General features: G+C 69.9%; 21 protein-coding genes. 15 read left to right on the forward strand and 6 right to left on the reverse strand.

The genetic code is table 11. From position 1 onward, the window contains the following. Positions 1 to 138 precede the first annotated feature (138 nt). The 4 genes from NH287_RS04185 to NH287_RS04200 are packed head-to-tail and all read left to right on the forward strand — an operon-like array spanning position 139 to position 4,222. Positions 139 to 1,458, forward strand: a complete 1,320-nt coding sequence (locus NH287_RS04185; RefSeq protein ID WP_253034592.1) for an RNA polymerase sigma factor — start codon at positions 139 to 141, stop codon at positions 1,456 to 1,458. After that, positions 1,455 to 2,159, forward strand: a complete 705-nt coding sequence (locus NH287_RS04190; RefSeq protein ID WP_253034593.1) for a coenzyme F420-0:L-glutamate ligase — start codon at positions 1,455 to 1,457, stop codon at positions 2,157 to 2,159. Before NH287_RS04185 ends, NH287_RS04190 begins: the two co-directional genes overlap by 4 nt. Before the next feature lie 2 nt (positions 2,160 to 2,161). After that, on the forward strand, positions 2,162 to 3,184 hold the full coding sequence (locus NH287_RS04195) for a sugar-transfer associated ATP-grasp domain-containing protein (RefSeq protein ID WP_253034594.1): 1,023 nt from the start codon (positions 2,162 to 2,164) through the stop codon (positions 3,182 to 3,184). 24 nt (positions 3,185 to 3,208) lie between these two features. Further along, positions 3,209 to 4,222 (forward strand): sugar-transfer associated ATP-grasp domain-containing protein, encoded by a 1,014-nt coding sequence (locus NH287_RS04200; RefSeq protein ID WP_217531711.1) that lies wholly within the window; start codon positions 3,209 to 3,211, stop codon positions 4,220 to 4,222. A gap of 61 nt (positions 4,223 to 4,283) precedes the next feature. Here the strand turns inward: NH287_RS04200 and NH287_RS04205 are convergent, their stop codons facing one another. After that, positions 4,284 to 4,505, reverse strand: a complete 222-nt coding sequence (locus NH287_RS04205) for a hypothetical protein (RefSeq protein WP_018186680.1) — start codon at positions 4,503 to 4,505, stop codon at positions 4,284 to 4,286. Positions 4,506 to 4,699: 194 nt separating this feature from the next. Between NH287_RS04205 and NH287_RS04210 the strand changes: the two genes are divergently transcribed. Continuing rightward, a complete protein-coding gene (locus tag NH287_RS04210; RefSeq protein ID WP_374209359.1) occupies positions 4,700 to 6,772 on the forward strand; it encodes a type IIA DNA topoisomerase subunit B in 2,073 nt (690 codons plus the stop codon). A gap of 31 nt (positions 6,773 to 6,803) precedes the next feature. Further along, complete coding sequence (locus NH287_RS04215) at positions 6,804 to 7,052, forward strand: DUF4287 domain-containing protein (RefSeq protein WP_253034595.1); 249 nt, start codon at positions 6,804 to 6,806, stop codon at positions 7,050 to 7,052. Position 7,053: 1 nt separating this feature from the next. On the opposite strand, the gene NH287_RS04220 is transcribed toward NH287_RS04215, so the two are convergent. Genes NH287_RS04220 through NH287_RS04230 form a run of 3 tightly spaced genes read right to left on the reverse strand, consistent with a single transcriptional unit; the run spans position 7,054 to position 10,792 of the window. Continuing rightward, positions 7,054 to 7,722, reverse strand: coding sequence for a DUF4166 domain-containing protein (locus NH287_RS04220; protein ID WP_253034596.1), 669 nt, complete (start codon positions 7,720 to 7,722; stop codon positions 7,054 to 7,056). Beyond that, entirely contained in the window at positions 7,719 to 8,327 is a 609-nt protein-coding gene (locus NH287_RS04225; RefSeq protein WP_253034597.1) for an SRPBCC family protein, read from the reverse strand. Before NH287_RS04225 ends, NH287_RS04220 begins: the two co-directional genes overlap by 4 nt. Positions 8,328 to 8,338: 11 nt before the next feature. Further along, on the reverse strand, positions 8,339 to 10,792 hold the full coding sequence (locus NH287_RS04230; protein WP_253034598.1) for a DNA topoisomerase (ATP-hydrolyzing) subunit A: 2,454 nt from the start codon (positions 10,790 to 10,792) through the stop codon (positions 8,339 to 8,341). 75 nt (positions 10,793 to 10,867) lie between these two features. Here NH287_RS04230 and NH287_RS04235 point away from each other — a divergent pair, with 75 nt between their 5' ends. Beyond that, positions 10,868 to 11,998 carry an alkaline phosphatase family protein gene (locus NH287_RS04235; protein ID WP_253034599.1) on the forward strand — a complete coding sequence of 377 codons (1,131 nt, stop codon included), beginning with the start codon at positions 10,868 to 10,870 and terminating at the stop codon, positions 11,996 to 11,998. 3 nt (positions 11,999 to 12,001) lie between these two features. On the opposite strand, the gene sepH is transcribed toward NH287_RS04235, so the two are convergent. After that, the gene (gene sepH, locus NH287_RS04240; protein WP_253034600.1) at positions 12,002 to 13,024 is read right to left on the reverse strand and encodes a septation protein SepH; all 1,023 of its coding nucleotides are present in this window, start codon (positions 13,022 to 13,024) and stop codon (positions 12,002 to 12,004) included. Positions 13,025 to 13,242: 218 nt separating this feature from the next. Here sepH and NH287_RS04245 point away from each other — a divergent pair, with 218 nt between their 5' ends. Continuing rightward, positions 13,243 to 13,536: a DUF4193 domain-containing protein gene (locus NH287_RS04245; protein WP_018186686.1), complete on the forward strand. Its 294-nt coding sequence runs from the start codon at positions 13,243 to 13,245 to the stop codon at positions 13,534 to 13,536. 21 nt (positions 13,537 to 13,557) lie between these two features. On the opposite strand, the gene NH287_RS04250 is transcribed toward NH287_RS04245, so the two are convergent. Beyond that, on the reverse strand, positions 13,558 to 14,028 hold the full coding sequence (locus tag NH287_RS04250; protein WP_253034601.1) for a DUF3093 domain-containing protein: 471 nt from the start codon (positions 14,026 to 14,028) through the stop codon (positions 13,558 to 13,560). 12 nt (positions 14,029 to 14,040) lie between these two features. Between NH287_RS04250 and dut the strand changes: the two genes are divergently transcribed. The 7 genes from dut (at position 14,041) to pepN (ending at position 24,139) form a co-directional block, all read left to right on the forward strand. After that, a complete protein-coding gene (gene dut, locus NH287_RS04255; protein WP_253034602.1) occupies positions 14,041 to 14,490 on the forward strand; it encodes a dUTP diphosphatase in 450 nt (149 codons plus the stop codon). Beyond that, positions 14,487 to 15,071, forward strand: a complete 585-nt coding sequence (locus NH287_RS04260; protein WP_064002126.1) for a DUF3710 domain-containing protein — start codon at positions 14,487 to 14,489, stop codon at positions 15,069 to 15,071. Before dut ends, NH287_RS04260 begins: the two co-directional genes overlap by 4 nt. Then, positions 15,068 to 15,847 (forward strand): DUF3159 domain-containing protein, encoded by a 780-nt coding sequence (locus tag NH287_RS04265; protein WP_253034603.1) that lies wholly within the window; start codon positions 15,068 to 15,070, stop codon positions 15,845 to 15,847. The genes NH287_RS04260 and NH287_RS04265 overlap by 4 nt, the downstream gene beginning before the upstream one ends. 42 nt (positions 15,848 to 15,889) lie before the next feature. Next, positions 15,890 to 16,531 (forward strand): LON peptidase substrate-binding domain-containing protein, encoded by a 642-nt coding sequence (locus NH287_RS04270; protein ID WP_253034604.1) that lies wholly within the window; start codon positions 15,890 to 15,892, stop codon positions 16,529 to 16,531. A 150-nt stretch (positions 16,532 to 16,681) separates the two neighbouring features. Then, on the forward strand, positions 16,682 to 19,546 hold the full coding sequence (locus NH287_RS04275) for an aconitate hydratase (RefSeq protein ID WP_253034605.1): 2,865 nt from the start codon (positions 16,682 to 16,684) through the stop codon (positions 19,544 to 19,546). Positions 19,547 to 19,620: 74 nt separating this feature from the next. Further along, on the forward strand, positions 19,621 to 21,588 hold the full coding sequence (gene dxs / locus NH287_RS04280; protein WP_253034606.1) for a 1-deoxy-D-xylulose-5-phosphate synthase: 1,968 nt from the start codon (positions 19,621 to 19,623) through the stop codon (positions 21,586 to 21,588). Between the two features lie 28 nt (positions 21,589 to 21,616). Then, positions 21,617 to 24,139: an aminopeptidase N gene (gene pepN / locus NH287_RS04285; RefSeq protein WP_253034607.1), complete on the forward strand. Its 2,523-nt coding sequence runs from the start codon at positions 21,617 to 21,619 to the stop codon at positions 24,137 to 24,139. The last annotated feature ends 40 nt before the right edge of the window (positions 24,140 to 24,179 follow it).

Consider the following 24,179-nt stretch of genomic DNA (forward strand, 5'->3'; position numbering starts at 1 on the left):
ATCCGAGACGTATGAGAGAATGGACGAAATGACCCGTTGTCGGGCCCGTGGAGTCGCTTCCGTGCGAGTCCGGCGGACTTGACAAGGGTCTTACTAGTGTCCGAAACCCGGCGGAGTGCCGTCGGTGAAAGGCGAAACGTGACTTCGAGCACGAGGACCACCCGTACACGCGCGGCCGACACGGTCGACGACGCCGAAGCGGTCGAGCCCGAGGCGGCGACCACCCCGGCGAAGAAGGCCCCGGCTCGCAAGGCCGCGGCGAAGAAGCCGGCCGCGACGAAGGCGTCCCCGGCCAAGGCACGCGCCAAGAAGGCAGCCGACGACGAGGACGAGGACGAAGAAGTCGACGAGGTCGAGATCGATGTCGACGCTGCCGACGATGCCTCGGACGACGACACGAAGAAGGATGCCGAGAAGGCGGACGGCGAGGACGAGGACGAGCCCGTGAAGCCTGCCTTCACCGAGCCGCTCCCGACGGGCGCGATCGTCATCTCGTCCTCGGACGACGACGAGGTCCCGGTCTACTCGACGCAGATCACCGGTGCGACCGCCGACCCGGTCAAGGACTACCTGAAGCAGATCGGAAAGGTCCCGCTCCTCAACGCGGCCGAAGAGGTCGAGCTCGCGATGCGGATCGAGGCGGGGCTGTTCGCCGAGGAGAAGCTCTCGCACATGACGGCGGCCGAGAAGTCGTCGCAGCTGGGCCTCGACCTGCAGTGGGTCGCCCGTGACGGGCAGCGCGCCAAGAGCCACCTGCTCGGCGCGAACCTGCGACTGGTCGTCTCGCTCGCCAAGCGCTACACCGGTCGCGGCATGCAGTTCCTGGACCTCATCCAGGAGGGCAACCTCGGCCTCATCCGTGCCGTCGAGAAGTTCGATTACACCAAGGGCTTCAAGTTCTCGACCTACGCCACCTGGTGGATCCGTCAGGCGATCACCCGCGCGATGGCCGACCAGGCGCGCACGATCCGCATCCCGGTCCACATGGTCGAGGTCATCAACAAGCTGGCCCGCGTGCAGCGGCAGATGCTCCAGGACCTGGGTCGCGAGCCCACGCCCGAGGAGCTCAGCCGCGAGCTCGACATGACGCCCGAGAAGGTCATCGAGGTCCAGAAGTACGGCCGCGAGCCCATCTCGCTTCACACGCCCCTCGGTGAGGACGGCGACAGCGAGTTCGGCGACCTCATCGAGGACACCGAGGCCGTGGTCCCCGCCGACGCTGTCGGGTTCACGATGCTGCAGCGTCAGCTGGAGTCCCTGCTCGACTCGCTCAGCGAGCGCGAGGCGGGTGTCATCCGGATGCGGTTCGGCCTGGGCGACGGTCAGCCCAAGACGCTCGACCAGATCGGCGACACGTTCGGCGTCACGCGGGAGCGGATCCGTCAGATCGAGTCCAAGACGATGGCGAAGCTGCGGCACCCGTCGCGGTCGCAGTCGCTCCGGGACTACCTCGAATGAGCGGCGCCGCGAACGAGGGCAAGGAGCTCACGCGAGCGGTCGACGGCGCGACGTACGCCCGGATCCCGATCCGGACGCACGTCGTCATGCCGGGCGAGGACATCGACGAGATCGTCGCGACCTACGCCTCGCCCGAGCTGCAGCCCGGTGATCTGCTGTTCGTGACGGAGAAGATCGTCGCGATCACGCAGGGCAGGTCGTACCTCGTCGAGGACATCGCGCCGCGCCCGCTCGCGCGTTTCCTCTCGCGCTACGTCGTCAAAACGAAGTACGGCATCGGCCTGGGCATGCCCGAGACGATGGAGATGGCGCTGCGCGAATGCGGGACGCCCCGCATCCTGTTCGCCGCCGGCGTCGCCGCGATCACGAAGCTGTTCGGACGACGCGGTGACTTCTACCGGATCGCCGGCGACAAGGCGCGCTCGATCGACGGCCCGACTCCGCACACGATCCCGCCGTACAACAAGGCGGTCGTGCTCGGTCCGAAGGAGCCGGCCGCCGTGGCCGCGCGCCTGAAGTCCCGTCTCGGCGGCGCGTTCGAGGTGGCGGTCGTCGACATCAACGACATCGGCGGCAACATCCTCGGGTCGACGCTCGACAGGGCCGGGGAGCAGCGGCTCGTCCGCATCCTCTCGGACAACCCGCTCGGTCAGGGACACCAGTCCACGCCGCTCGGCATCATCCGTCCGTCGAAGGGCTGACCGTGGGCGCCGTCAACAGGCTCTACCGCCGTGCCCGCTTCTTCGTGCGCCGGGTGGTCAACTTCGACACCGAGCGTGTGCTGCAGTTCGCCCGTCAGTCCGCGCGGCTGTCGAAGGCGCCGCTGTGGTGGGTCGTCGCCGACATGGCCTGGTGCTCCGTGCGGTACGAGACGACGTTCGAGAACTACTCCGAGTGGGACTTCCGCATCCTCAAGGGTCGTGAGCGCAAGACGTACATGACCGACCCCAAGTCGTTCCACCTCTCGCGACGCCTCAACGACAACGCCCAGCGGGCGATCTTCGACGACAAGCTCCAGTTCGCCACCCGTTTCGGGCCCGAGTTGGGTCGTGAGTGGCTCGACCTCGGGGAGTCGGATGCCGCGGCCCTCGCCGCCTTCGTCGCCCGCCACCCGCGCATCATCGCCAAGAACCCCGGCGGCGTGGGCGGCAACGGGATCACGCTCGTCGACTCCGCCGACATCGGGGACGTCGACGCCTTCCGCGATCGGCTGCTCGCCGACGGTCAGACGCTCGTCGAGGAGGTGCTCGTGCAGCATCCCGACATGGCAGCGCTGTACCCCGGGAGCGTCAACTCGCTCCGGATGGTGTCCTACCTCGATCCCGACGGCGAGGTGCACGTCCTCGCGGGTGTGCTGAAGATCGGCAACGGCGGCGTCATCGACAACTTCAGCAACGGCGGCATGTACACGATGCTCGACGAGCAGGGTCGTGCCCTCCACGCCGCCAGCGACGAGGAGGGGCGCCCCTTCGCCGAGCACCCCGCGACGGGAACACCCATCACCGGGTTCCAGGTGCCGCTCTACGACGAGGTGCTCGAGCTCGTCGACCGGCTCGCGCGTCGCGTGCCGGCCTTCCCGTACATCGGGTGGGACATCGCCATCACGCCGGATGGCCCCGTCGTCATCGAGGGCAACCACAACTCCGGCGTCTTCCAGTCGAAGCCCTCGGTCTCCGGCATCCGTCGCGGTCTGCTGCCCCGCTACCGCGCTGCGATGCGCTTCTGACCGACCCCAACCGAAGGGACCGACATGCGCCGCATCCGCGTCCGCCTGCAGTACCTGATCCGTCGGGCACGCAAGCTCCGCCCGGGCAACCTCGTCGAGTTCGCGCGGACCGTCCAGCGGGTGTCGAAGGCGCCGCTGCCGGTGATCATCGCGGACATGCTGTGGTGCTCGGTGCGCTACGACATGGCGTTCCGCGACTACGCGGTGTGGGACATTCGGCTCCTGAACGCGCGTGAGCGGAAGACGTGGATGACGCACCCGAAGTCCTTCCGCATCACGAAGATGTACAACACGCCCGAGGGGCGCTCGAAGCTCGAGGACAAGCGCCGGTTCGCCCGCGAGTACGCCGATCTGCTCGGTCGCGAGACGATCGATCTGCGGGACGTCGACGACGCGCAGCTGGCGGCGTTCCTCTCCCGGCACCCGCGTGTGCTGGCCAAGCCCAACGAGGGTCACGGCGGCGGGGGGATCGAGCTCCACGAGGTCGGCCCCGACGTCGACCCGGCGCGGTTCCGGGCAGAGGTGACCGCCCAGGGCCAGACGGTGCTCGACGAGTTCATCGTGCAGCACCCCGAGATGTCGGCGCTGTACCCGGACGCGGTCAACACCGTCCGGCTCATCACGTTCCTCGACAAAGACGACCGTGTGCACCTGCTGGCGGCCGTGCTGCGCATCGGCAACGGCGACGTCATCGACAACTTCGCCTCGGGCGGGATGTTCACGATGCTCGACGACGAGGGCGTCGCGCTGTACCCCGGTGTCGACAAGAACAGCAACGTCTACCGCGAGCACCCCGTGACGGGAACGCCGATCGTCGGATTCCGGGTGCCGCTCTACAGCGAGGTCCTCGATCTGGTCGCCGCCCTCGCCCGTCGGACGCCCGAGGCGCCCTATGTGGGCTGGGACATCGCGATCACCGCGAACGGTCCCGTCGTCATCGAGGGCAACCACAACTCCAGCGTCTTCCAGCCGAAGCCGTCGGCGTCGGGTGTGCGGACGGGCCTCCTCCCGGTGTACCAGGCGGCCGTCGGGTTCTGACCGGCAACGCGAAAGCCCCCTGCATCGCAGGGGGCTTTCGTCGTGATCGGGATGCCGCGGCTCAGACCGACTCGGTCAGGCGGGCGGTCTCGTCGTGCCACGAGGTGGCGACGGCGCGGAGCTTCTCCTCGTACTTGCGGCCGTGGTGGGCGCAGAACAGGAGTTCGCTCCCGTTGACCTCGGCGGCGATGTAGGCCTGGGCTCCGCAGGAGTCGCAGCGATCCATCGCCGTCAGGCGGTGTTCGAGGACGGCTCCGGGCTCGGTGGTGGTCGACGTGCTCATGTCAGGTGCCTCCTCGTACTGCTCATGACGGGTGAACTGTCACGCAATACAACCACGCCGATGTTGCGGGTATGCCGCCATTGCATGACATTTCGCTGTGCGCGTACGGTATGCGCTCCCTGTGCGTGTCGACCTCGTGACGGCGTGTGTGTCGGTCGGCGTCGTGTCGGGGGTGCCGCATACGATGGGAGATCGTGACAGCCGAGTATTCCGCCCATCATCTCCAGGTCCTGGAAGGGCTCGAGGCCGTGCGCAAGCGGCCCGGTATGTACATCGGCTCGACCGACTCCCGCGGACTCATGCACTGCCTGTGGGAGATCATCGACAACTCGGTCGACGAAGCCCTCGGCGGACACGGTGACCGCATCGAGATCATCCTGCACGCCGACGGCAGCGTCGAGGTCCGTGACCGGGCGCGCGGCATCCCGGTGGACGTCGAACCGCGCACCGGCCTGACGGGTGTCGAGGTCGTCTTCACCAAGCTGCACGCGGGTGGCAAGTTCGGCGGTGGGTCCTACGCGGCATCCGGTGGGCTCCACGGTGTCGGCGCGTCCGTCGTCAACGCCCTCTCGGAGCGGCTCGACGTCGAGGTCGACCGGGCGGGCAAGACGTACGCCATGTCGTTCCACCGGGGTGAGCCGGGCGTGTTCGAGGGCGACTCGCCGTCATCCGGATTCCGGCCGTTCGAGAAGTCCAGCGAGCTCCGCGTCGTCGGCAAGGCGGCGAAGGGTGTCACGGGTACCCGCATCCGCTACTGGGCGGACCGGCAGATCTTCACGAAGGACGCAGCGTTCGATCTCAGCGAGCTGGAGCAGCGCGCGCGTCAGACCGCGTTCCTCGTCCCCGGTCTCGAGATCGTCATCGTCGACGAGCGGACAGCGGACACCGTCGAGACGAGCTATCGCTTCGACGGAGGCATCTCGGAGTTCGCCGATTTCCTCGCCCCGGATGCGCCGATCACGGACACGTGGCGTCTGACCGGCACCGGCACGTTCACCGAGACGGTGCCCGTCCTGCAGGCCTCCGGAGCCATGGTCCCCACCGAGGTGCAGCGCGAGTGCGAGGTCGACATCGCGCTGCGGTGGGGGACGGGCTACGAGACGGTCACCCGCTCGTTCGTGAACATCATCGCGACGCCGAAGGGCGGTACGCACCAGCAGGGCTTCGAGCAGGGCCTCATGAAGACGCTGCGCGGGCAGATCGAGTCGAATGCCCGCAAGCTCAAGGTCGGTGCGAACGACAAGATCGAGAAGGACGACATCCTCGCGGGACTGTCGGCGGTGCTGACCGTCCGCCTGCCGGAGCCCCAGTTCGAGGGCCAGACGAAGGAGATCCTGGGCACGCCGGCCGTCCGCAACATCGTGACGTCGGTGGTCTCGAAAGAGCTCGCCGCCAAGTTCGCCTCGACGAAGCGGGACGACAAGGCGCAGACCGCCCTGCTGCTCGAGAAGGTCGTCTCCGAGATGAAGGCGCGCATCTCGGCGCGCACGCACAAGGAGACCCAGCGCCGGAAGAACGCGCTCGAGTCGTCCTCGCTGCCGACGAAGCTCGCCGACTGCCGGACGAACGACGTCGCCGAGTCGGAGCTGTTCATCGTCGAGGGTGACTCGGCGCTCGGGACGGCCAAGCACGCCCGTAACAGCGAGTACCAGGCGCTGCTGCCGATCCGCGGCAAGATCCTCAACGTCCAGAAGGCGTCGATCAGCGACATGCTCTCGAACGCCGAGTGCGCCGCGATCATCCAGGTGATCGGTGCCGGTTCGGGCCGCTCCTTCGATCTCGAGGCCGCGCGCTACGGCAAGATCATCCTGATGAGCGACGCCGACGTCGACGGTGCACACATCCGCACGCTGTTGCTCACCCTCTTCTTCCGGTACATGCGGCCCCTCATCGAAGAGGGTCGGGTGTACGCCGCCGTGCCGCCGCTGCACCGCGTCGTCGTCATGAACCCCGGTTCCAAGCCCAACGAGACGATCTACACCTACAGCGAGCAGGAACTCCACACGCTGCTTGCGAAGCTGACGAAGTCGGGCAAGAGGTGGCAGGAGCCGGTGCAGCGCTACAAGGGCCTCGGCGAGATGGACGCGGACCAGCTCGCGACGACGACGATGGACCGCGCGGGACGCACCCTCCGCCGCGTGCGGGTGCAGGACGCCGAAGTCGCCTCCACCGTCTTCGAGTTGCTCATGGGGTCCGAGGTGGCGCCCCGCCGCGACTTCATCGTCACTTCGAGCGAACGGCTGGACCGCGAGCGCATCGACGCCTGAGCCGGCCCCGCCCCGGGGCTAGCCTGTGCTCATGACCTCCCACCGCGTCGTCGCTCCTGTGATCGCCCCCGGCGACAAGCCGAAGGGGCCGGCGTCGTACTTCCCGAGCATCGAGAAGACGTATGGGCAGCCCGTGCAGCACTGGCTCGACATCGCGGCCGACGCGCTCGACACGAGGACGCACATGGCGACGGTGGGGCTCCTCAAGGAGGAGCACGGCCTCGGCCACGGCCACGCGAACGCGATCGTCGCCTACGTCAAGGCGAAGCTGACCGCCTGACTCAGAGGCGCCGCTCGTGGCGACGCGGCTTCAGATGAGCCGGGGCGTCGGATGCCGGCATCCACTCGCACGTGAAGGACCCTCGGTAGCCGAAGAGGTACCCGAAGCGGTCGTTGTCGACGCGAAGGTCGACGTGGAACCGTCCGTCGGTCTCGTCGAACCGCTCGCGGAGAGTCGCGCGGCCGCTGAACAGCATCGGGAAGCGGAAGGCGACCGGCCCCTCGTAGAAGCGCTGTGCGCCGCTGCGCAGGAGGAGTGACCCGTCGGGCTCCGCCGACACGTCGAGGTCGACCGCGAGGTGCTGGTGGGTCCCCAGGTAGTCGACGATCCCGTCGTGCCCTGCCACCATCGTCGCGTCGAACCGGCGCCTCCTGCCGCGGACCCGGTACTCGCGCACGAAGGTGACCGTCTCCCGTCCGTACGGATCGAGGTAGGGGTAGTTGGCGATGGTGAAGGGGACGTCGGCGCCCACGTCGGGGACGAGGATGTTGCGAAGGCGCCCGATCTGCAGGAACGGCACCGTCCACCACGGGCCGCGCGTGATCTGCGTCATGATCCCGCGTCCCACGCAAGCCATGCCGCCCGTCAGCCCGACGTCGAAACGACGCTGGAGCTGCGGGTGCAGGCGATCGAAGTCCGCTCCCATGGCGGTGCGGAAGAGCGAGATCATGTCGGCTCCCGAAGGTCGGCGAGGGTGGCGGGGGCGTCGTCGAGCGCGTGCCGGCCGGCGGGTCGACGACCGCACCGGGCGGCGCGGGGTCGGTCCGCGCGCCACCAGGCCAAGGCGGAGACGAGGCCCCAGCGCTCCGGGGCGACCCCCGTCTCTGCCCAAATGCGCAGCCGGTCGAAGCTCCATGCCGTGACCCAACCGAGAAGCGGACGCACGAGGACGTCGGCGGGGCCCCACCCGGGGTCGTAGTCGTACCCCGTCACGAATCGCACCCGGCCGTCGGGGAGGGGGATGTAGCGCCAGTACCCCCGTCCCCGGCGGATCGGTGAGAGCCGATCGGTGGTCGAGAAACGCAGCGCCGACGTCCGGGTGCCGTCGGGCCGCAGGCGCTCACCCAGGCTGACACCCGTGCCCCGCACCGTGTGGAGCGGCGTCCGGCGTTCGTACGTGAACCGCTGCATCCCGGACGCGTCGGTGCCCGTCGGCTGGATACGCGAGAACCGGACGTCCCAGCGCGGGTGCAGCTCGGGGTCCTGGGTGAGCGCCCAGAGGTGCTCCATCGGCGCGGCGATGTCGATCTCCACATGGATGCCGCGCCGAGCCACGCCGTGCCGCCTCAGGAGACCGCGGTGCCGATGGCGCCGATGACGGCGTCGAGGGCCTGACCGGAGGCGTCGCGTTTCGCACCCGGTTCGGGCAGCTGCCGGACCGAGCCGTCCGCACCCACGGCGCGGGGGCCATCGCCCACCCAGGCGAGGATGAGCGCGTCCTCGCCGCGGAGGAATCGCTGCGCGCGTACGCCGCCGGTCGCACGCCCCTTGGCGGGGAACTCGGTGAACGCGGAGACCTTCGCGGATCCGGCATCCGTCCCCGGCAGGGCCGCGGTGGATCCGGCGACGGTCGCGACGACGGTGTCGTCGGTCGCGGCCACGGCGGTGAAGGCGATCACACGGGCGTCGCCTGCCAGACGGATGCCGGCCATGCCGCCCGCCGAGCGGCCCTGGGGACGCACGGCCGCGGCATCGAACCGCAGCAGCTGAGCATCGGTCGTGACGAAGACGAGTTCGGTCCCGTCCGCCGCGAGCGCCGCCCCGACGACGGTGTCGCCGGGCTTGAGCGCGATGATCTCGACGTCCGGCTTACCGGCCGGGAGCTCGGTCGCCGCGACCCGCTTGACGACGCCCTGCGCCGTGCCCAGCGCAATCGGCGCGTCGCCCGTCAACGGGACGAGGGCGAGCACATGCTCGTTCGCGCCCAGCCCGAGGTACTGCGCGGCGCGCGTGCCGGCCGCCAGCTGTACCGAGTTCGCCGGGACCGAGGGGAGGTCGACGGGGGTGAACCGGACGAGGCGTCCGAGCGTGGTCACCGCGCCCAGGTCACCGCGGGTCGTCGTGTCGACCGCCGACCGGATGGCGTCGTGCTTGGACCGGCGTGCCGGCGGCACGATGCCGCCTCCCGGTGCGTCGGGTACCAACTCTGCGCGCACCATGCGGCCGGTCGCGGAGAGGAAGACGCGGCATGGAGCGTCGGCGATCTGCAGATCGGCGGGGGCAGCGGCGCGGCCGCGCGGGGTGACCGGTCCGCCGTTCATGAGCAGGGTGCGGCGCGGCGTGCCAAAGGCCTCGGCCGCGGCATCCAGCTCCTTCGCGATCTGACGGCGCAGGAGCACGTCGCTGGCCAGCAGCTCCTCCAGTGCGGCGATGTCGGCCTTCAGGGTGTCGCGCTCGCTCTCGAGCTCGACACGCGAGAACTTCGTCAGCCGGCGCAGGCGCAGTTCGAGGATGTACTCGGCCTGCGGCTGCGACAGGTCGAACACGTCCATGAGTCGCGTGCGGGCCTGATCGCTGTCGTCCGAGGTGCGGATCACCTGAATGACCTCGTCGATGTCGAGGATCGCGATGAGGAGGCCCTCGACGAGGTGGAGGCGTTCCTGCTTGCGGGCGAGCCGGTAGCGGCTGCGCCGCGTGACGACCTGGATGCGGTGGTCCAGGTACACCCGCAGGAGGTCCTTCAGCCCGAGCGTCTGCGGCTGACCCGCGACGAGGGCGACGTTGTTGATGCCGAACGAGTCCTCGAGCGGCGTCAGGCGGTACAGCTGCTCGAGCACGGCGTTCGGGTCGAAGCCCGTCTTGATGCCGATCACGAGCCGCAGACCGTTGTTGCGGTCGGTGAGGTCGGTCAGGTCCGAGATGCCGGTGAGCTTCTTCGCGGTGACGGCGTCGCGGATCTTCTCCATCACCCGCTCGGGGCCGACCATGTAGGGGAGCTCGGTGACGACGATGCCGGTGCGACGCGGGCCGAGCGATTCGATCGACGTCTTCGCGCGCGTGCGGAAGGAGCCGCGGCCCGTTTCGTACGCCTCCTTGATGCCGTCGAGTCCCACGATGACGCCGCCGCCGGGGAGGTCGGGACCCGGCACGAACTCCATGAGCTCGTCGAGGGTCGCATCGGGGTGCTCGAGCAGGTGGACGGCCGCCGAGACGACCTCGATGAGGTTGTGCGGCGCCATGTTGGTCGCCATGCCGACGGCGATGCCGGTCGCGCCGTTGACGAGGAGGTTCGGGAAGGCGGCCGACAGCACCTCGGGCTGCTGGAACTGGCCGTCGTAGTTCGGGATGAAGTCGACGACGTCCTCGTCGAGGTTCTCGGTGAGTGCGAGGGCGGATGCCGCGAGTCGGACCTCCGTGTACCGCGCCGCCGCGGGGCCGTCGTCGAGCGAGCCGAAGTTGCCGTGGCCGTCGACGAGCGGGACGCGCAGGGCGAAGTCCTGGGCGAGACGCACGAGCGCGTCGTAGATCGCGGAGTCTCCGTGCGGGTGGAGCTTTCCCATGACGTCGCCGACGACGCGCGCGCTCTTGACGTGCCCGCGGTCGGGGCGCAGCCCCATCTCCGACATCTGGAACAGGATGCGGCGCTGCACCGGCTTCAGGCCGTCCCGCGCGTCGGGCAGGGCGCGCGAGTAGATGACCGAGTAGGCGTACTCCAGGAAGGACCCCTGCATCTCGTCGGCGAGATCGACGTCCTCGATGCGTTCAACGGCGGGAGGGGGAGGGGGAGTGCGCGATGCCATGGCCTCGATCGGTCTTCGGGAGATGCTGCCAGGGGTCAGGACGGCGGCGGGGCACCGTGTGGAAGACTGACCCGGATGACTGCCAGCCTACCCGCGGACCCGCCCACGGCCCGGAGCCTCACCGGTGTCGTGCCGCAGATCCTGGCGTCGCTGCAGGGGCGCGGCGAGTGGTTCGCGCCGGCGCGATCGGCGATCGTCGTCATGGTCGACGGACTCGGTCGATCGAACCTCACCGCCCGCGCCGGGTACGCCCGTTTCCTCGCCGGACGCATGACGAAGAAGGATGCCGCGCGCACCGTCTTCCCCGCGACGACCGCAGCGGCGCTGACGAGTCTGCTCACCGGGGAGTCGCCGGGCCGGCACGGCCTCGTCGGCTACCGCGTGCGGGTGCCGGGCACCGACCTGGCACCGAATCAGCTCAAGGGTTGGGAGACCGACGGTCTCGATCCGCTCACGTGGCAGCGCTGCGCGCCGATACTCGAACGCGAGACCGCAGCCGGGCGACCCTGCTTCGTCGTCTCGTCGCCGCGGTACGCCGCGACCGGGTTCACCCGCGCGCTGCAGCGCGGCGCGGACTTCATCGGGGCCACGACCATCGCGGAGCGCATGGAGCGCTCCGCGGATCTCGCGTTGCGGCATCCTGGCGCCCTCGTCTACACCTACATCCCCGAGCTCGACACGATCGCGCACGCGCGCGGGTGGGAGAGCGACGAATGGTCGGCCGCGCTGGAGACCGTCGACGTGGCGGCGCGCGATCTCGACACGGCGATGGGCGCCCACGCGGGTGCCGTCGTCACGGCCGACCACGGGGTGGTCGACGTCCCGCGGCACCGTCACCTGCTCCTGCAGGACGACGATCCGCTGGTGGACGACGTCCGCATCGTGGGCGGCGAGCCGCGCATGCTCCATCTCTACGCGGAGGAGGGACGCGCGGACGACGTCTTGCGTCGGTGGCACGAGGCCGAGTCCGGAAGGTCCTGGGTGCTGTCGCGCGACGAGGCGGTCGCGGCGGGCCTGTTCGGCGAGGTCGTGGACGCGGAGGTGCTCCCTCGCATCGGCGACGTCCTGGTGGCCGCCCGCTCAGCGGTCGCGTACTACGACGACCGGGAGTCGGACAAGCGGCCGCAGAGCATGATCGGGCAGCACGGATCACTCACCGATCAGGAGCGCATCGTCCCGATGGTGCGACTGGGGTCGTTCGCCTGACGCTCAGCCGTCCTCGGTGCGGGCGCCGAAGACGATCTCGTCCCACGACGGCATCGACGTGCGTCCGCGGCGGCGCGTCTGCTCGGCCGGAGCCTCGCTCGCCTCGGTCTCGGTGGGTGCCGGCTCGTCGGGGACGGACTCCTCGGGCGTCTCGAGCGCGTCGAACAGGGCGACCGGGCTCGACGACCGCTGTTCGGTCTGCTCCGTCGGCATCGGCTCGCGCTGTCCGCGGCGGCGGCGGAGCGCCTCGAGGAGGTCGGCTGTCTCCGCGGAAGTCACCGGGGCGTCCGGGGCACGCTTGATCGCGGCCTGCTGTACAGCTGCCGAGGAGGAGGGGCGATCGTCGGTCGCTTCGGCCGCGCCGTCGGGGGCGACGAGCCCGCGGGGACCGAACGATCCGCTGTCGAACCGCGAGGCATCCTTCTGCGGAGCGGTGTCGAGGGCGCGCAGGCGAGGGATGAGGCCCTCCGGGAGGGAGCCTTGCCGGGAGAGCTGCGTCGCGTCGGAGTTCTGGGGTGCGAGCGAGGATCGGCGGGGGTCGAACGACCACCGCGCGTCGTGCTCGACCTCGCCGACGGTGAACTCGAGCTTCACGGTCCAGCCGTTCTGGTCCTTCCAGCTCGTCCACCGTTCGCCGGTCGCGCCCGCCTCGGCGAGTTTCGCGCGCACGGCGTTGCCGAACGTGGGCTGCGCCCCGGGGTCGAGCTCGCCGCCGATCAGCACGGTCACGGCGAGGGCCTGGTCGACGACGTGCTCGCGCTCGGCGAGGACGGGCCCTTCGAAACGCTGGACGTCCTCGACGCGGACTCCGAGCAGCTGGGCGACGTCCTCAGCCGACATCCCGGCACGGATGTGCGCCTGGATGTCGCGGGGGTTGGGGCGGGCGAGTCGAGGTTCGGCGTCGCGCTGCAGGCGGCGCAACTGCGTGCGCAGCGCCTCGTCGACGGCGAGCGAGAAGCGGTCGCCGGCGTCGGTCGCGAGCATGAGGCGACCGTCCTCGGTGCCGATCACTTTGAGCTGTTCCATGCGGACGTCCTCCAGATCCAGCGTGTGCGCCCATGGTGTCACGGCGGGCGCCCGGCGACGGGAATATCCGGGGCGTGCCGCGAGTTTGCGGTGAGGCCCCTCCGAAAGGCGGCGGCGACCCGGCGGCCCATTTGCGATTCACGGGTGCGTGATGCAAACTATGGCCGCCCGAACGGGCCGCACCCACTGCAACACCCCGAAAGTTGAGACGTTCTCGCATGGCCACGGATTACGACGCCCCCCGCAAGACCGAAGACGACAGCGAGTCGATCGAGGCTCTGAAGGAACGCGTCCCGGACAAGATGTCCGGCTCGGTCGACGTCGAGGACTCCGACAACCCGAGCGGTTTCGAGCTGCCCGGCGCCGACCTCTCCGACGTCGACCTCGACGTCGTGGTCCTGCCTCCGCAGGAGGACGAGTTCACCTGTGTCGAGTGCTTCCTCGTGAAGCACCGCACCCAGATCGACCACCAGACCTCGATCGGTGCCATCTGCACCGAGTGCGCGGCCTGACCGGCCCCGACCTTCCAGGTCTCAGCGACCCCGCTGCGCGCGGGTGATCATCGCCGCCACCCTCTCTGGGGTGCGGGACGAGAACACCCACCGCGCCGTGGGGTCGTCCTCGTCTGCGACGGGAACGCGGACGACACCGTCGATGCCTCCGCGCAGGAGGTGCCAGTCGTCGCGGCGGAGGTCGCTGCCGCGGGCGGCCCGGGCGGCCTCGCCGGCGAGGATCTCGGGCTCACCGAGGTCGCTGACGGCGATGTGCGCGCGGCCCACGCGGAGCTCGCCGTCGCTCACCGAGACGACCGGAGCGCCGGCGATGAGTGCCGAGACGAGGCCCACGCCGACGGCCAAACCGACCACGAGCGCGAGGGTCGTGTCGATCGGCGCGAAGGCCACCGCGGCCATCGGTGCGCACACCGCGGCACTGACCAGCAGCCACAGCGACGGGCTCAGCCGCTCGCGGTACGAGGGGGGAGCGGAGCGGTCGGTGTTGTGCATTAGCCTCGGGGGGTGATGGATACCGTGGACGTTCCCATTATCTCGGCTCAGGTCCCCGTCTACGCGCACCCGGGCGACGCGGGCGCCGACCTCGTCGCCACGGAGCGGGTCCGACTCGCCCCCGGGCAGCGCGCCCTGATCGGCACCGGCGTGCGCATCGCGTTGCCCGACGGCTACGTCGCCTTCGTCGTGCCGCGCAGCGGTCTCGCGGCGAAGCACGGCATCACGGTGGTCAACTCCCCGGGGACGGTGGATGCCGGCTACCGCGGCGAGATCAAGGTCACACTGTTGAACACGGATGCCGAAGAGGCGTTCGACGTCGCGCCCGGCGACCGCATCGCCCAACTCATCGTCATGCCCGTCTCGCGGGCGACCTTCCTCCCCGTCGACGCGCTTCCCGACAGTGTGCGCGGCGACGGGGGATTCGGATCCACCGGCTATACGACAGGACAACCCGCATGAGCGACGAGCTCGCCCCCAAGTCGGCACCGAGCGATCGTGCCAGCAACGGTCCCTTCGACGAGGCGGAAGCCAATCCCGTCCGTCCGTACATCGATCTCGGCGGCGTGAAGGTGCTGCCCCGCGAGGGCCTGAACCTGCGTCTCGAGGTCGAGGAGCAGACTAAGCGCATCGTGGCCGTCGGCCTCGACTACGCCGGCTCCACGCTGCAGGTCCAGCCCTTCGCCGCGCCGCGCTCGAGCGGCTTGTGGGAGGAGACGCGCGAGCAGATCCGACAGCAGGTGCGCCAGCAGGGCGGTCGCGTCGAGGAGCGCGAGGGTCCGCTCGGACCCGAGCTGCTCGCCGAGGTCCCCGTCGCGGGAGCCGACGGCGCGGCCGGCAAGCGTCTCGCCCGGTTCGTGGGTGTCGACGGCCCGCGGTGGTTCCTGCGCGGCGTCATCGGCGGAGCCGCCGCGAGCGACATCGACGCCGCGGCGCAGGTCGAGGACCTCTTCCGATCGATCGTCGTGGTGCGGGGAGCGACTCCCATGCCGCCACGCGACCTGATCCCGCTGAAGATGCCCGCCTCTCCCGGCAGCGCATGACCGCGTCGCAGGACCGCGACGGATCCGACGAGCCCTCGGCGCCCCGCCCCGACCTCGTCCCCCCGGCCGCAACCGAGGGTGCGACGGCCTCCGAGCTGCTCGGGCAGGCCCTCGGCGGTGCGGCGAAGCGGGCCGGACTGGATCCGGCCGAGGATGCGACGACCGGTCACGTCGTCTGGCGGGCGATGGGGGGATGGCGCGGCATCGCCGAATCCGTCCTCCCCGGTCTCGTCTTCGTGGTCCTCTTCACCGTGACCGGGCAGGACCTCGTGCTCTCGCTCGTGGCGTCCGTCGGGCTCGCGGCCGCGTTCACGATCATCCGCCTCCTCCAGCGGTCGCCGGCGGCCGCTGCCTTCGGCGGTCTCGTCGCGACGGGTGTCGCTGCCGCGCTCGCGCTGTTCACCGGTCGCGGCCAGGACAACTTCGTCCCCGGGCTGATCACGAACGCCGCGTACGGCACCGGTCTGCTGATCTCGGCACTGATCGGCTGGTCGCTCATCGGGCTCGCCGTCGGCTTCCTCATGAACGAGGGCACCGCGTGGCGCGCCGACCGACGCAAGCGTCGTGCCTTCTTCTGGCTCACGATCGCGTGGGCGGCGTTGTTCTACGCCCGGCTGGCCGTGCAGCTCCCGTTGTACCTCGCGGGAGAGGTCGCAGCACTCGGCACGCTGAAACTCGTCATGGGTCTGCCGCTGTTCGCCCCGATGGTCGCCGTGACATGGCTCGCGGTCCGGGCGCTGTACCCCCCGCGTGTCCCGCGCCTCGACGAGAGCTGAGGAACCACCCCACCGGCGCCGCGGGGCTGATTGACTGAGCCCATGGACGCCGTGCCGATGTTCCCGCTGGGAAGCGTGCTGCTCCCGCACACGCCGCTCGCGCTGCGCGTCTTCGAGCCGCGGTACCTCACGATGATCGGGCGGCTGCTCGATGCCGACGACCCGTCGTTCGGGGTGGTCCTGATCGAGCGCGGATTCGAGGCCGGGGGCGGCGACGAGCGCGCGATGCTCGGAACCCTGGCGCGCATCGTCCGGGTCGAGGCGGGCGCCGAGGACCTGTTCGTGATCGCGGTGGGAGGGGAGCGGATCGCCGTCCACAGGTGGGGTGAGGACGACCCGCATCCCGTGGCGGACGTGTCACCCGTCGCGCCGCTCGCCTGGGACGAGGACCTCCTGCCGCTGCGCCGTGAGGTGGAGCGCGTCGTGCGTCGTGTCGCGACGTTGGCTGCGGTCCTCGACGAAGCGCGGTGGGACCCGGATGCCGAGGTGGCCGACGATCCTGTCGTCTCGACGTGGCAGCTGGCCGCCATGGCCCCGCTGGGGGAGTACGACCGGTTCCGCCTGCTGGGTTCCACGAGCATCGCGGATCTGCTCGAACGGCTGCGCGGGATGTGCCTCGAGGAGGAACCGGTCCTCGTCGCCCGGATCGCGGATGCGGCCGATACGGACGACGGGGACGTCTGACACACGTGCCGGAGGCGTCCGTGAGGTATCTTGATATCAAGATAGATTTCGCCCGTCACGGTAAGGCAGACCTCACTAGCCGCCGGGACCGGGCGGGGCGAAGATGGGAGGGCCGGCTCACGCCGCGCCCGCCGACGAAGGAGAGCACACGTGTCCACTGTTGACAGCTTCGGTGCGAAGAGCACACTCACGGTCGGCGACACCGACTACGAGATCTTCCGCATCGACACCGTTCCCGGCTACGAGAAGCTTCCGTACAGCCTCAAGATCCTCCTCGAGAACCTGCTCCGCACCGAAGACGGTGCGAACGTCACGAAGGAGCAGATCGAGGCTCTCGGGAACTGGCAGCCCGACGCCGAGCCGAACACCGAGATCCAGTTCACGCCCGCACGCGTCGTGATGCAGGACTTCACCGGTGTCCCGTGCATCGTCGACCTCGCCACGATGCGCGAGGCCGTGACCGCCCTGGGCGGCGACCCCAACAAGATCAACCCGCTCTCGCCCGCCGAGATGGTCATCGACCACTCGGTCATCGCCGACCTCTTCGGCAGCGAGAACGCTCTCGAGCGCAACGTCGAGATCGAGTACGAGCGCAACGGCGAGCGGTACCAGTTCCTCCGCTGGGGCCAGACCGCCTTCGACGACTTCAAGGTCGTCCCGCCCGGCACCGGCATCGTCCACCAGGTCAACATCGAGCACCTGGCCAAGGTCGTCTACGACCGCACCGTCGACGGTGTGCTGCGCGCCTACCCCGACACCTGTGTCGGCACCGACTCGCACACCACGATGGTCAACGGCCTGGGCGTGCTCGGCTGGGGCGTCGGCGGCATCGAGGCCGAGGCCGCGATGCTCGGCCAGCCCGTCTCCATGCTGATCCCGCGCGTCGTGGGCTTCAAGCTGACCGGTGAGATCCCCGCCGGCGTGACCGCCACGGACGTCGTCCTCACGATCACCGACATGCTCCGCAAGCACGGCGTCGTCGGCAAGTTCGTCGAGTTCTACGGCGAGGGCGTCGCCCAGGTGCCGCTCGCCAACCGCGCCACCATCGGCAACATGAGCCCCGAGTTCGGCTCGACCGCCGCCATGTTCCCCGTCGACGACGTCACGCTCGACTACCTGCGTCTGACCGGTCGCGACGAGCAGACCGTCGCGCTCGTCGAGGCGTACGCGAAGGCGCAGTCGCTGTGGCACGACCCGGCGCGCGACCTCAGCTTCAGCGAGTTCATGGAGCTCGACCTCTCGACGGTCGTCCCCTCCATCGCCGGCCCGAAGCGCCCGCAGGACCGCATCCTGCTCTCCGAGGCGAAGAGCCAGTTCGAGAAGGACATCCTCAACTACGCGGATGCCGCCGAGGAGGACTCGGTCGAGATCGAGGGCACGTTCCCCGCCTCCGACCCGGGTACCACCCCGGGTGTCGAGCACGAGACGGTTTCGGCCGAGGGCGTCTCGCACCAGCACGACCACGAGCACGTCCCCTCGATGATCTCGAGCGGTGCCCGCCACGCGGCATCCAAGCCGGTCAAGGTCACGACCCCCGACGGGCAGTCCTACCTCCTCGACAACGGCGCGGTGACCCTCGCGGCCATCACCTCGTGCACGAACACGTCGAACCCGTCGGTCATGATCGCGGCGGGCCTGCTCGCCAAGAAAGCCACCGACAAGGGCCTGAAGCGCAAGCCGTGGGTCAAGACGACGCTCGGCCCCGGCTCGAAGGTCGTCACGGACTACTACGAGAAGTCCGGGCTCGACAAGGCGCTCGAGGCGCTCGACTTCTACACCGTCGGCTACGGCTGCACGATCTGCATCGGTAACTCGGGCCCGCTCATCGACGAGGTCTCGGCGGCCATCAACGAGAACGACCTGGCCGTGACCGCGGTGCTCTCGGGCAACCGCAACTTCGAGGGTCGCATCAGCCCCGACGTGAAGATGAACTACCTCGCGTCGCCGCCGCTGGTCGTCGCCTACGCCCTCGCCGGGTCGATGAACTTCGACTTCGAGACCGATGCCCTCGGAAAGGACGCGGACGGCAACGACGTGTTCCTGAAGGACATCTGGCCCTCGCCCGACGAGGTGCAGGAGGTCATCGACCAGTCGATCTCCCGCGAGCAGTTCATCAAGCAGTACTCGACCGTCTTCGACGGCGACGAGCGCTGGAAGAACCTGCCCACGCCCACCGGTCCCGTCTTCGAATGGGACGAGGACTCGACGTACGTCCGCAAGGCGCCGTACTTCGACGGCATGGAGCGCACCCCCGCACCGGTCACCGACATCTCCGGCGCGCGCGTCATGGCGACGCTCGGCGACTCGGTCACGACCGACCACATCAGCCCGGCCGGGAACATCAAGGCGGGCACCCCCGCCGCGCAGTACCTGACCGAGCACGGGGTCGCGCAGAAGGACTTCAACTCCTACGGCTCGCGCCGCGGGAACCACGAGGTCATGATCCGCGGCACCTTCGCCAACATCCGCCTGAAGAACGAGATCGTGGCCGCCGTCAACGACGGCAAGGTCGTCGAGGGCGGGTTCACCCGAGACTTCACGCAGCCGGGCGGCCCGCAGTCGTACATCTACGACGCGAGCCAGAACTACCAGGCGCAGGGCACCCCGCTCGTCGTCTTCGGCGGCAAGGAGTACGGCTCGGGCTCGTCGCGCGACTGGGCGGCCAAGGGCACGAGCCTGCTGGGCGTCAAGGCGGTCATCACCGAGAGCTTCGAGCGCATCCACCGCTCGAACCTCATCGGCATGGGTGTCGTGCCGCTCCAGTTCCCCGAGGGGGAGAGCTGGAAGTCGCTCGGCCTCGACGGCACCGAGATCGTCTCGATCACGGGTCTCGAGCAGCTCAACGAGGGCGTCACCCCGAAGACGGTGAAGGTCGTCGCCGAGCCCAGCGAGTTCTCGCCCGAGGGTAAGCAGACGATCGAGTTCGACGCGGTCGTCCGTATCGACACCCCCGGTGAGGCCGACTACTACCGCAACGGCGGCATCCTGCAGTACGTGCTGCGTTCGCTCGTCTGAGGTCCGTTGTCAAGAGGACCCCGGCTCCGCGTGGAGTCGGGGTCCTCTCGCGTAGGGCCACGTAGACTCTGGACATGAGTCTTCTCGAGGGAATTACCGGTCCACGTGACCTCGACCGATTCTCGAGCGAGGAGCTCCACATCCTCGCCGACGAGATCCGGACCTTCCTCGTCGAGAACGTCTCGCGGACCGGTGGCCACCTCGGGCCCAACCTCGGCGTGGTCGAGCTGACGATCGCCTTGCACCGTGTGTTCGACTCGCCGAACGACCCCATCATCTTCGACACGGGGCACCAGTCCTACGTCCACAAGCTGCTGACCGGGCGACAGGACTTCTCGAAGCTCCGCTCCCGCGGCGGCCTCGCCGGCTACCCGCAGCGGTCGGAGAGCCCGCACGACGTCGTCGAGTCCTCGCATGCGTCGAGCTCGCTGAGCTGGGCCGACGGCGTCTCGCGTGCCCTCACCCGCACCGGGCGCAAGGACCGTCACGTCGTCGCCGTCGTCGGTGACGGATCGCTGACGGGCGGGATGACGTGGGAGGCGCTCAACAACATCTCCGACGACAACGACCGCAACCTCGTCATCGTCGTCAACGACAACGGCCGGTCGTACGCGCCGACCATCGGTGGCATGGCCCGCTACCTCAACCGCGTGCGCACCGCCGACAGCTACCAGACGCTCCGTCGCAGCTCCGCGCACGTCTCGCGCTTGTTCGGCCCGATCGGGCGCGCCGTCTACCGCGGTGTGCGCGGCGGCACGCACGGGTTCCTCTCCCGGTTCACGAACAACATCGCGCTCTACTCCAATCTCGACATCAAGTACCTCGGTCCCGTCGACGGGCACGACCTCGACGCGATGGAGGAGACCCTCCGCCTCGCGAAGGAGTACGGCGCCCCCGTCATCGTGCACGCGATAACCGACAAGGGGCGCGGCTTCGAGCCGGCCCGGCGCGACGAGGCCGACCAGTTCCACGCGGTCGGCAAGATCGACCCCGTCACGGGTGAGCCCATCGGAGCCTCGGATGCCGTGGCGTGGACCGACGTGTTCGCGGACGCCCTCGTCGACGCCGGCGACCGGCGCGAGGACATCATCGCGATGACCGCCGCGATGCTCCGCCCGACAGGTCTGCAACCGTTCGCGCAGCGGTTCCCAGACCGCGTGTACGACGTGGGCATCGCCGAGCAGCACGCGGTCGCCTCGGCCGCCGGTCTCGCCTTCGGCGGACTCCACCCCGTCGTCGCCATCTACGCGACCTTCATGAACCGCGCGTTCGACCAGGTCATGATGGACGTCGCCCTCCACAAGGCGGGCGTCACCTTCGTCCTCGACCGCTCGGGTGTCACCGGCCCCGACGGCCCCAGCCACCACGGCATCTGGGACCTCGCCATGCTGCAGCTCGTCCCCGGCATCCGTCTGGCGGCACCCCGCGACGGCGAGCGGCTGCGCGAACTGTTCGACGAGGCCATCACGGTCGAGGACGCCCCGACCGTCGTGCGCTTCCCGAAGGGGTCCGTACCCGACGCCCTCGAGGCGATCGAGCGGCTCGAGGACGGTACTGACGTCCTCTACCGCAGCGGTGCGGAGGACGTGCTCCTGGTCGGGATCGGACCCATGGCCCACCTCGCCGTCGCCGTCGCCGAACGTCTGCGCGCGCAGGGCATCGGGTCGACCGTCGTGGATCCTCGATGGGCCGTGCCGATCCGCCCCGCGATCGTCGACCTGGCGGCATCCCACCGCCTCGTGATCACGATCGAGGACGGCATCCGCGTCGGCGGCGTCGGCACCCGGGTCCGGCAGGTGCTGCGCGAGGCCGGAGTGTCGACCGCGGTCGATGAGCTGGGGCTCCCCGACGAGTTCATCGACCACGCGAGTCGCGAGCAGATCCTCGCGGATGCGGGGCTCACGGCACCGAAGATCGCGCAGGACGTGGTCGCTCAGGTCCTCGGCACGCGCGTGCCGATCGCCCGGCAATCGACCGACGACGCGGTGTGGTCCTCGCAGGACGTCGAGCTGCGCGGCCCCGCCGACTCCGCGTCGGACTGACGTCGCCCCTGCGTGACAGCATGGAGGGATGCAGACACCGCAGCATCCCGGCGATGAGAACCTGAGTCGAGAGGATGCCGCGGCCCGCGCATCCGTCGTCACGCTCGAGACGATCGAGGTCGACCTCGACGTGCGATCGGCGTCCGACCCGGCGCGCGAGGACTTCGAGACGCAGAGCATCCTCCGCTTCGACGCGGCGACCTCGGAGACCTGGGTGGACTTCCTGGGCGCGTCGGTCGACGAGGTGGAGATCAACGGCGAGACCCGAAAGGTCGACTGGGACGGCGCCCGCATCCGACTGACGGGCCTGGCCGAACGCAACACGGTGCGGATCCGCGCGCGCGGCCGGTACAGCCGGTCGGGTGAGGGTCTGCACCGCTTCACCGACCCGGTCGACGGCGCGGTGTACCTCTACACGCAGTACGAGCCCGCCGACAGCCGCCGGGTCTACCCCTGCTTCGAGCAGCCCGATCTGAAGGCGCGGTGGACCTTCCACGTCACGGCCGCGGGCGACGGTGTCATCCTCTCCGGCGGTGCGGAGACCGGGCGCACCGACGTCGACGGCGGCGTCCGGGTCTCGTTCGCCGAGACGCCGCCGCTCTCGAGCTACGTCACCGCGGTCGCGGTGGGCCCGTATCACCGCGTGGACGGTGTGTGGCGCGGTGAGCGCCAGAGCGTCGACCTCGGGGTGCTCTGTCGCGCCTCGCTCGCGGAGCACCTCGACGCGGACGAAATCCTCGACATCACCCGTCGCGGTCTGGACTTCTTCACGAGCGCGTTCGACCAGCACTACCCGTGGGGCAAGTACGACCAGATCTTCGTCCCGGAGTACAACCTCGGCGCGATGGAGAACCCCGGACTGGTGACCTTCACCGAGGCCTACGTCTTCCGGGGAGCGGCGACGGCGGCCCAGCGCGAAGCCAGGTCGAACACGATCCTGCACGAGATGGCCCACATGTGGTTCGGCGACCTCGTGACGATGCGGTGGTGGGACGACCTGTGGCTCAAGGAGTCGTTCGCCGACTTCATGGGGACCCACGCCAACGTCGCGACGGGGCTCCACCCGGATGCCTGGATCACCTTCGCGAGCCGGCGGAAGGGCTGGGCGTACGCGCAGGACCAGCTGCCGACGACGCATCCGATCGTCGCCGACATCCCCGATCTCGAGGCGGCCAAGCTCAACTTCGACGGGATCACCTACGCCAAGGGCGCCTCGGTCCTGAAGCAGCTCGTGGGCTTCGTCGGCGAGGAGGCGTTCTTCCGCGGAGCGCGCCGCTACTTCGCGACGCACGCCTACGGCAACACGACGCTGGAGGACCTCCTGGCGGCTCTCGAAGAGGCCTCGGGCCGCGACCTGCGGTCGTGGAGCGCTGCGTGGCTCGAGACGACGGGTCTGCCCACCCTCACGACCGAGCGCGCCCCCCTCGCGGTCGCGCAGGACGTCGCGAGGCCCCATGCCGTCAGCGTCGGGCTCTGGGACGACGAGGGCGGGCGACTCGTGGCCCGCGGCGACGTCGCCGTCGACCTGTTCGGGGAGCGGACGGTCGTGACCGCCCCCGTCCTCCCCGACGCCGCTGTGGTCGTGGCGAACGTCGACGACCGGTCGTACGCGAGGGTGCGGCTCGACGACCGGTCGCTCGCCGCGGTCCAGGAGGGTCTGTCGACCATGCCGGATGCGGTCGCGCGGGGCGTCGTCTGGGCTGCGCTGTGGAACGCCGTCCGGGACGGCGAGCTCGCGGCATCCGTCTACCTCGCCATCGCGGCGCGGCATGCGCCGCAGGAACCGCACCCCGCCCTGCTGGCGGACGTCCTCGCGCACGCGGCCTTCGCGGTCCGCCACTACGTCCCGGACGCCGCCCGTGCCGCGGCGGCGGACGCGTGGCTCGACACCGCCGGGGCCGCGATGGACGCCGCGGCCCCGGGTTCGGACGCGCAACTCATCTGGGCGCGTGCCGTCGGGGTGGCCGCTGAGCTGTCGGACGCTCGCGCCGAGCTGATGACGGCGATCCTCGACGGTCGGGCCCCGACTCCCGAGGGGCTCGCGCTCGACCCCGACCTGCGCTGGGGGTGGGTGTTCGGACTCGCCGCCTCGGGCCGGGCGGACGCGAGGCGGATCGAGGAGGAGGCGGCGCGGGATGCCACGTCGTCGGGCCGTACGGCGCGTCTCGCCGCCCTCTCGGCTCGGCCCGAGGCATCCGTCCGTGCCGATGCGTGGCGCGCGGCGTGGGACGACCCGACGCTGACGAACGATCATCTGGACGCGGTCATCCGGGGCGTCCGGGCGGGCGCGAGCCGGCCGCTCGTGACGGCGTTCGACGACGACTACTTCGCCCGGATCCTGCCGGTCTGGCGCTCGCGCAGCATCGAGATCGCGGCGCGTCTGGTGCGCGGGCTGTTCCCCGCCACGGAGGACACCGTGGCGGTCGACGCGTGGCTGGCCGCGCATCCGGACGCGCCGGGCTCGCTCCGCCGCATCGTCCTCGAGGAGCGCGACCACCTGGCGCGCGACCTGCGGGTCCGTGCGGCCCAGGCGGTGCTCGAGGCACGCTGACCCACGGAAGCGGCCCCGGGGATCCACCCCGGGGCCGCTC

It is taken from the genome of Microbacterium sp. CnD16-F (genome assembly GCF_024124465.1).
Classification (GTDB): domain Bacteria; phylum Actinomycetota; class Actinomycetes; order Actinomycetales; family Microbacteriaceae; genus Microbacterium; species Microbacterium gawkjiense.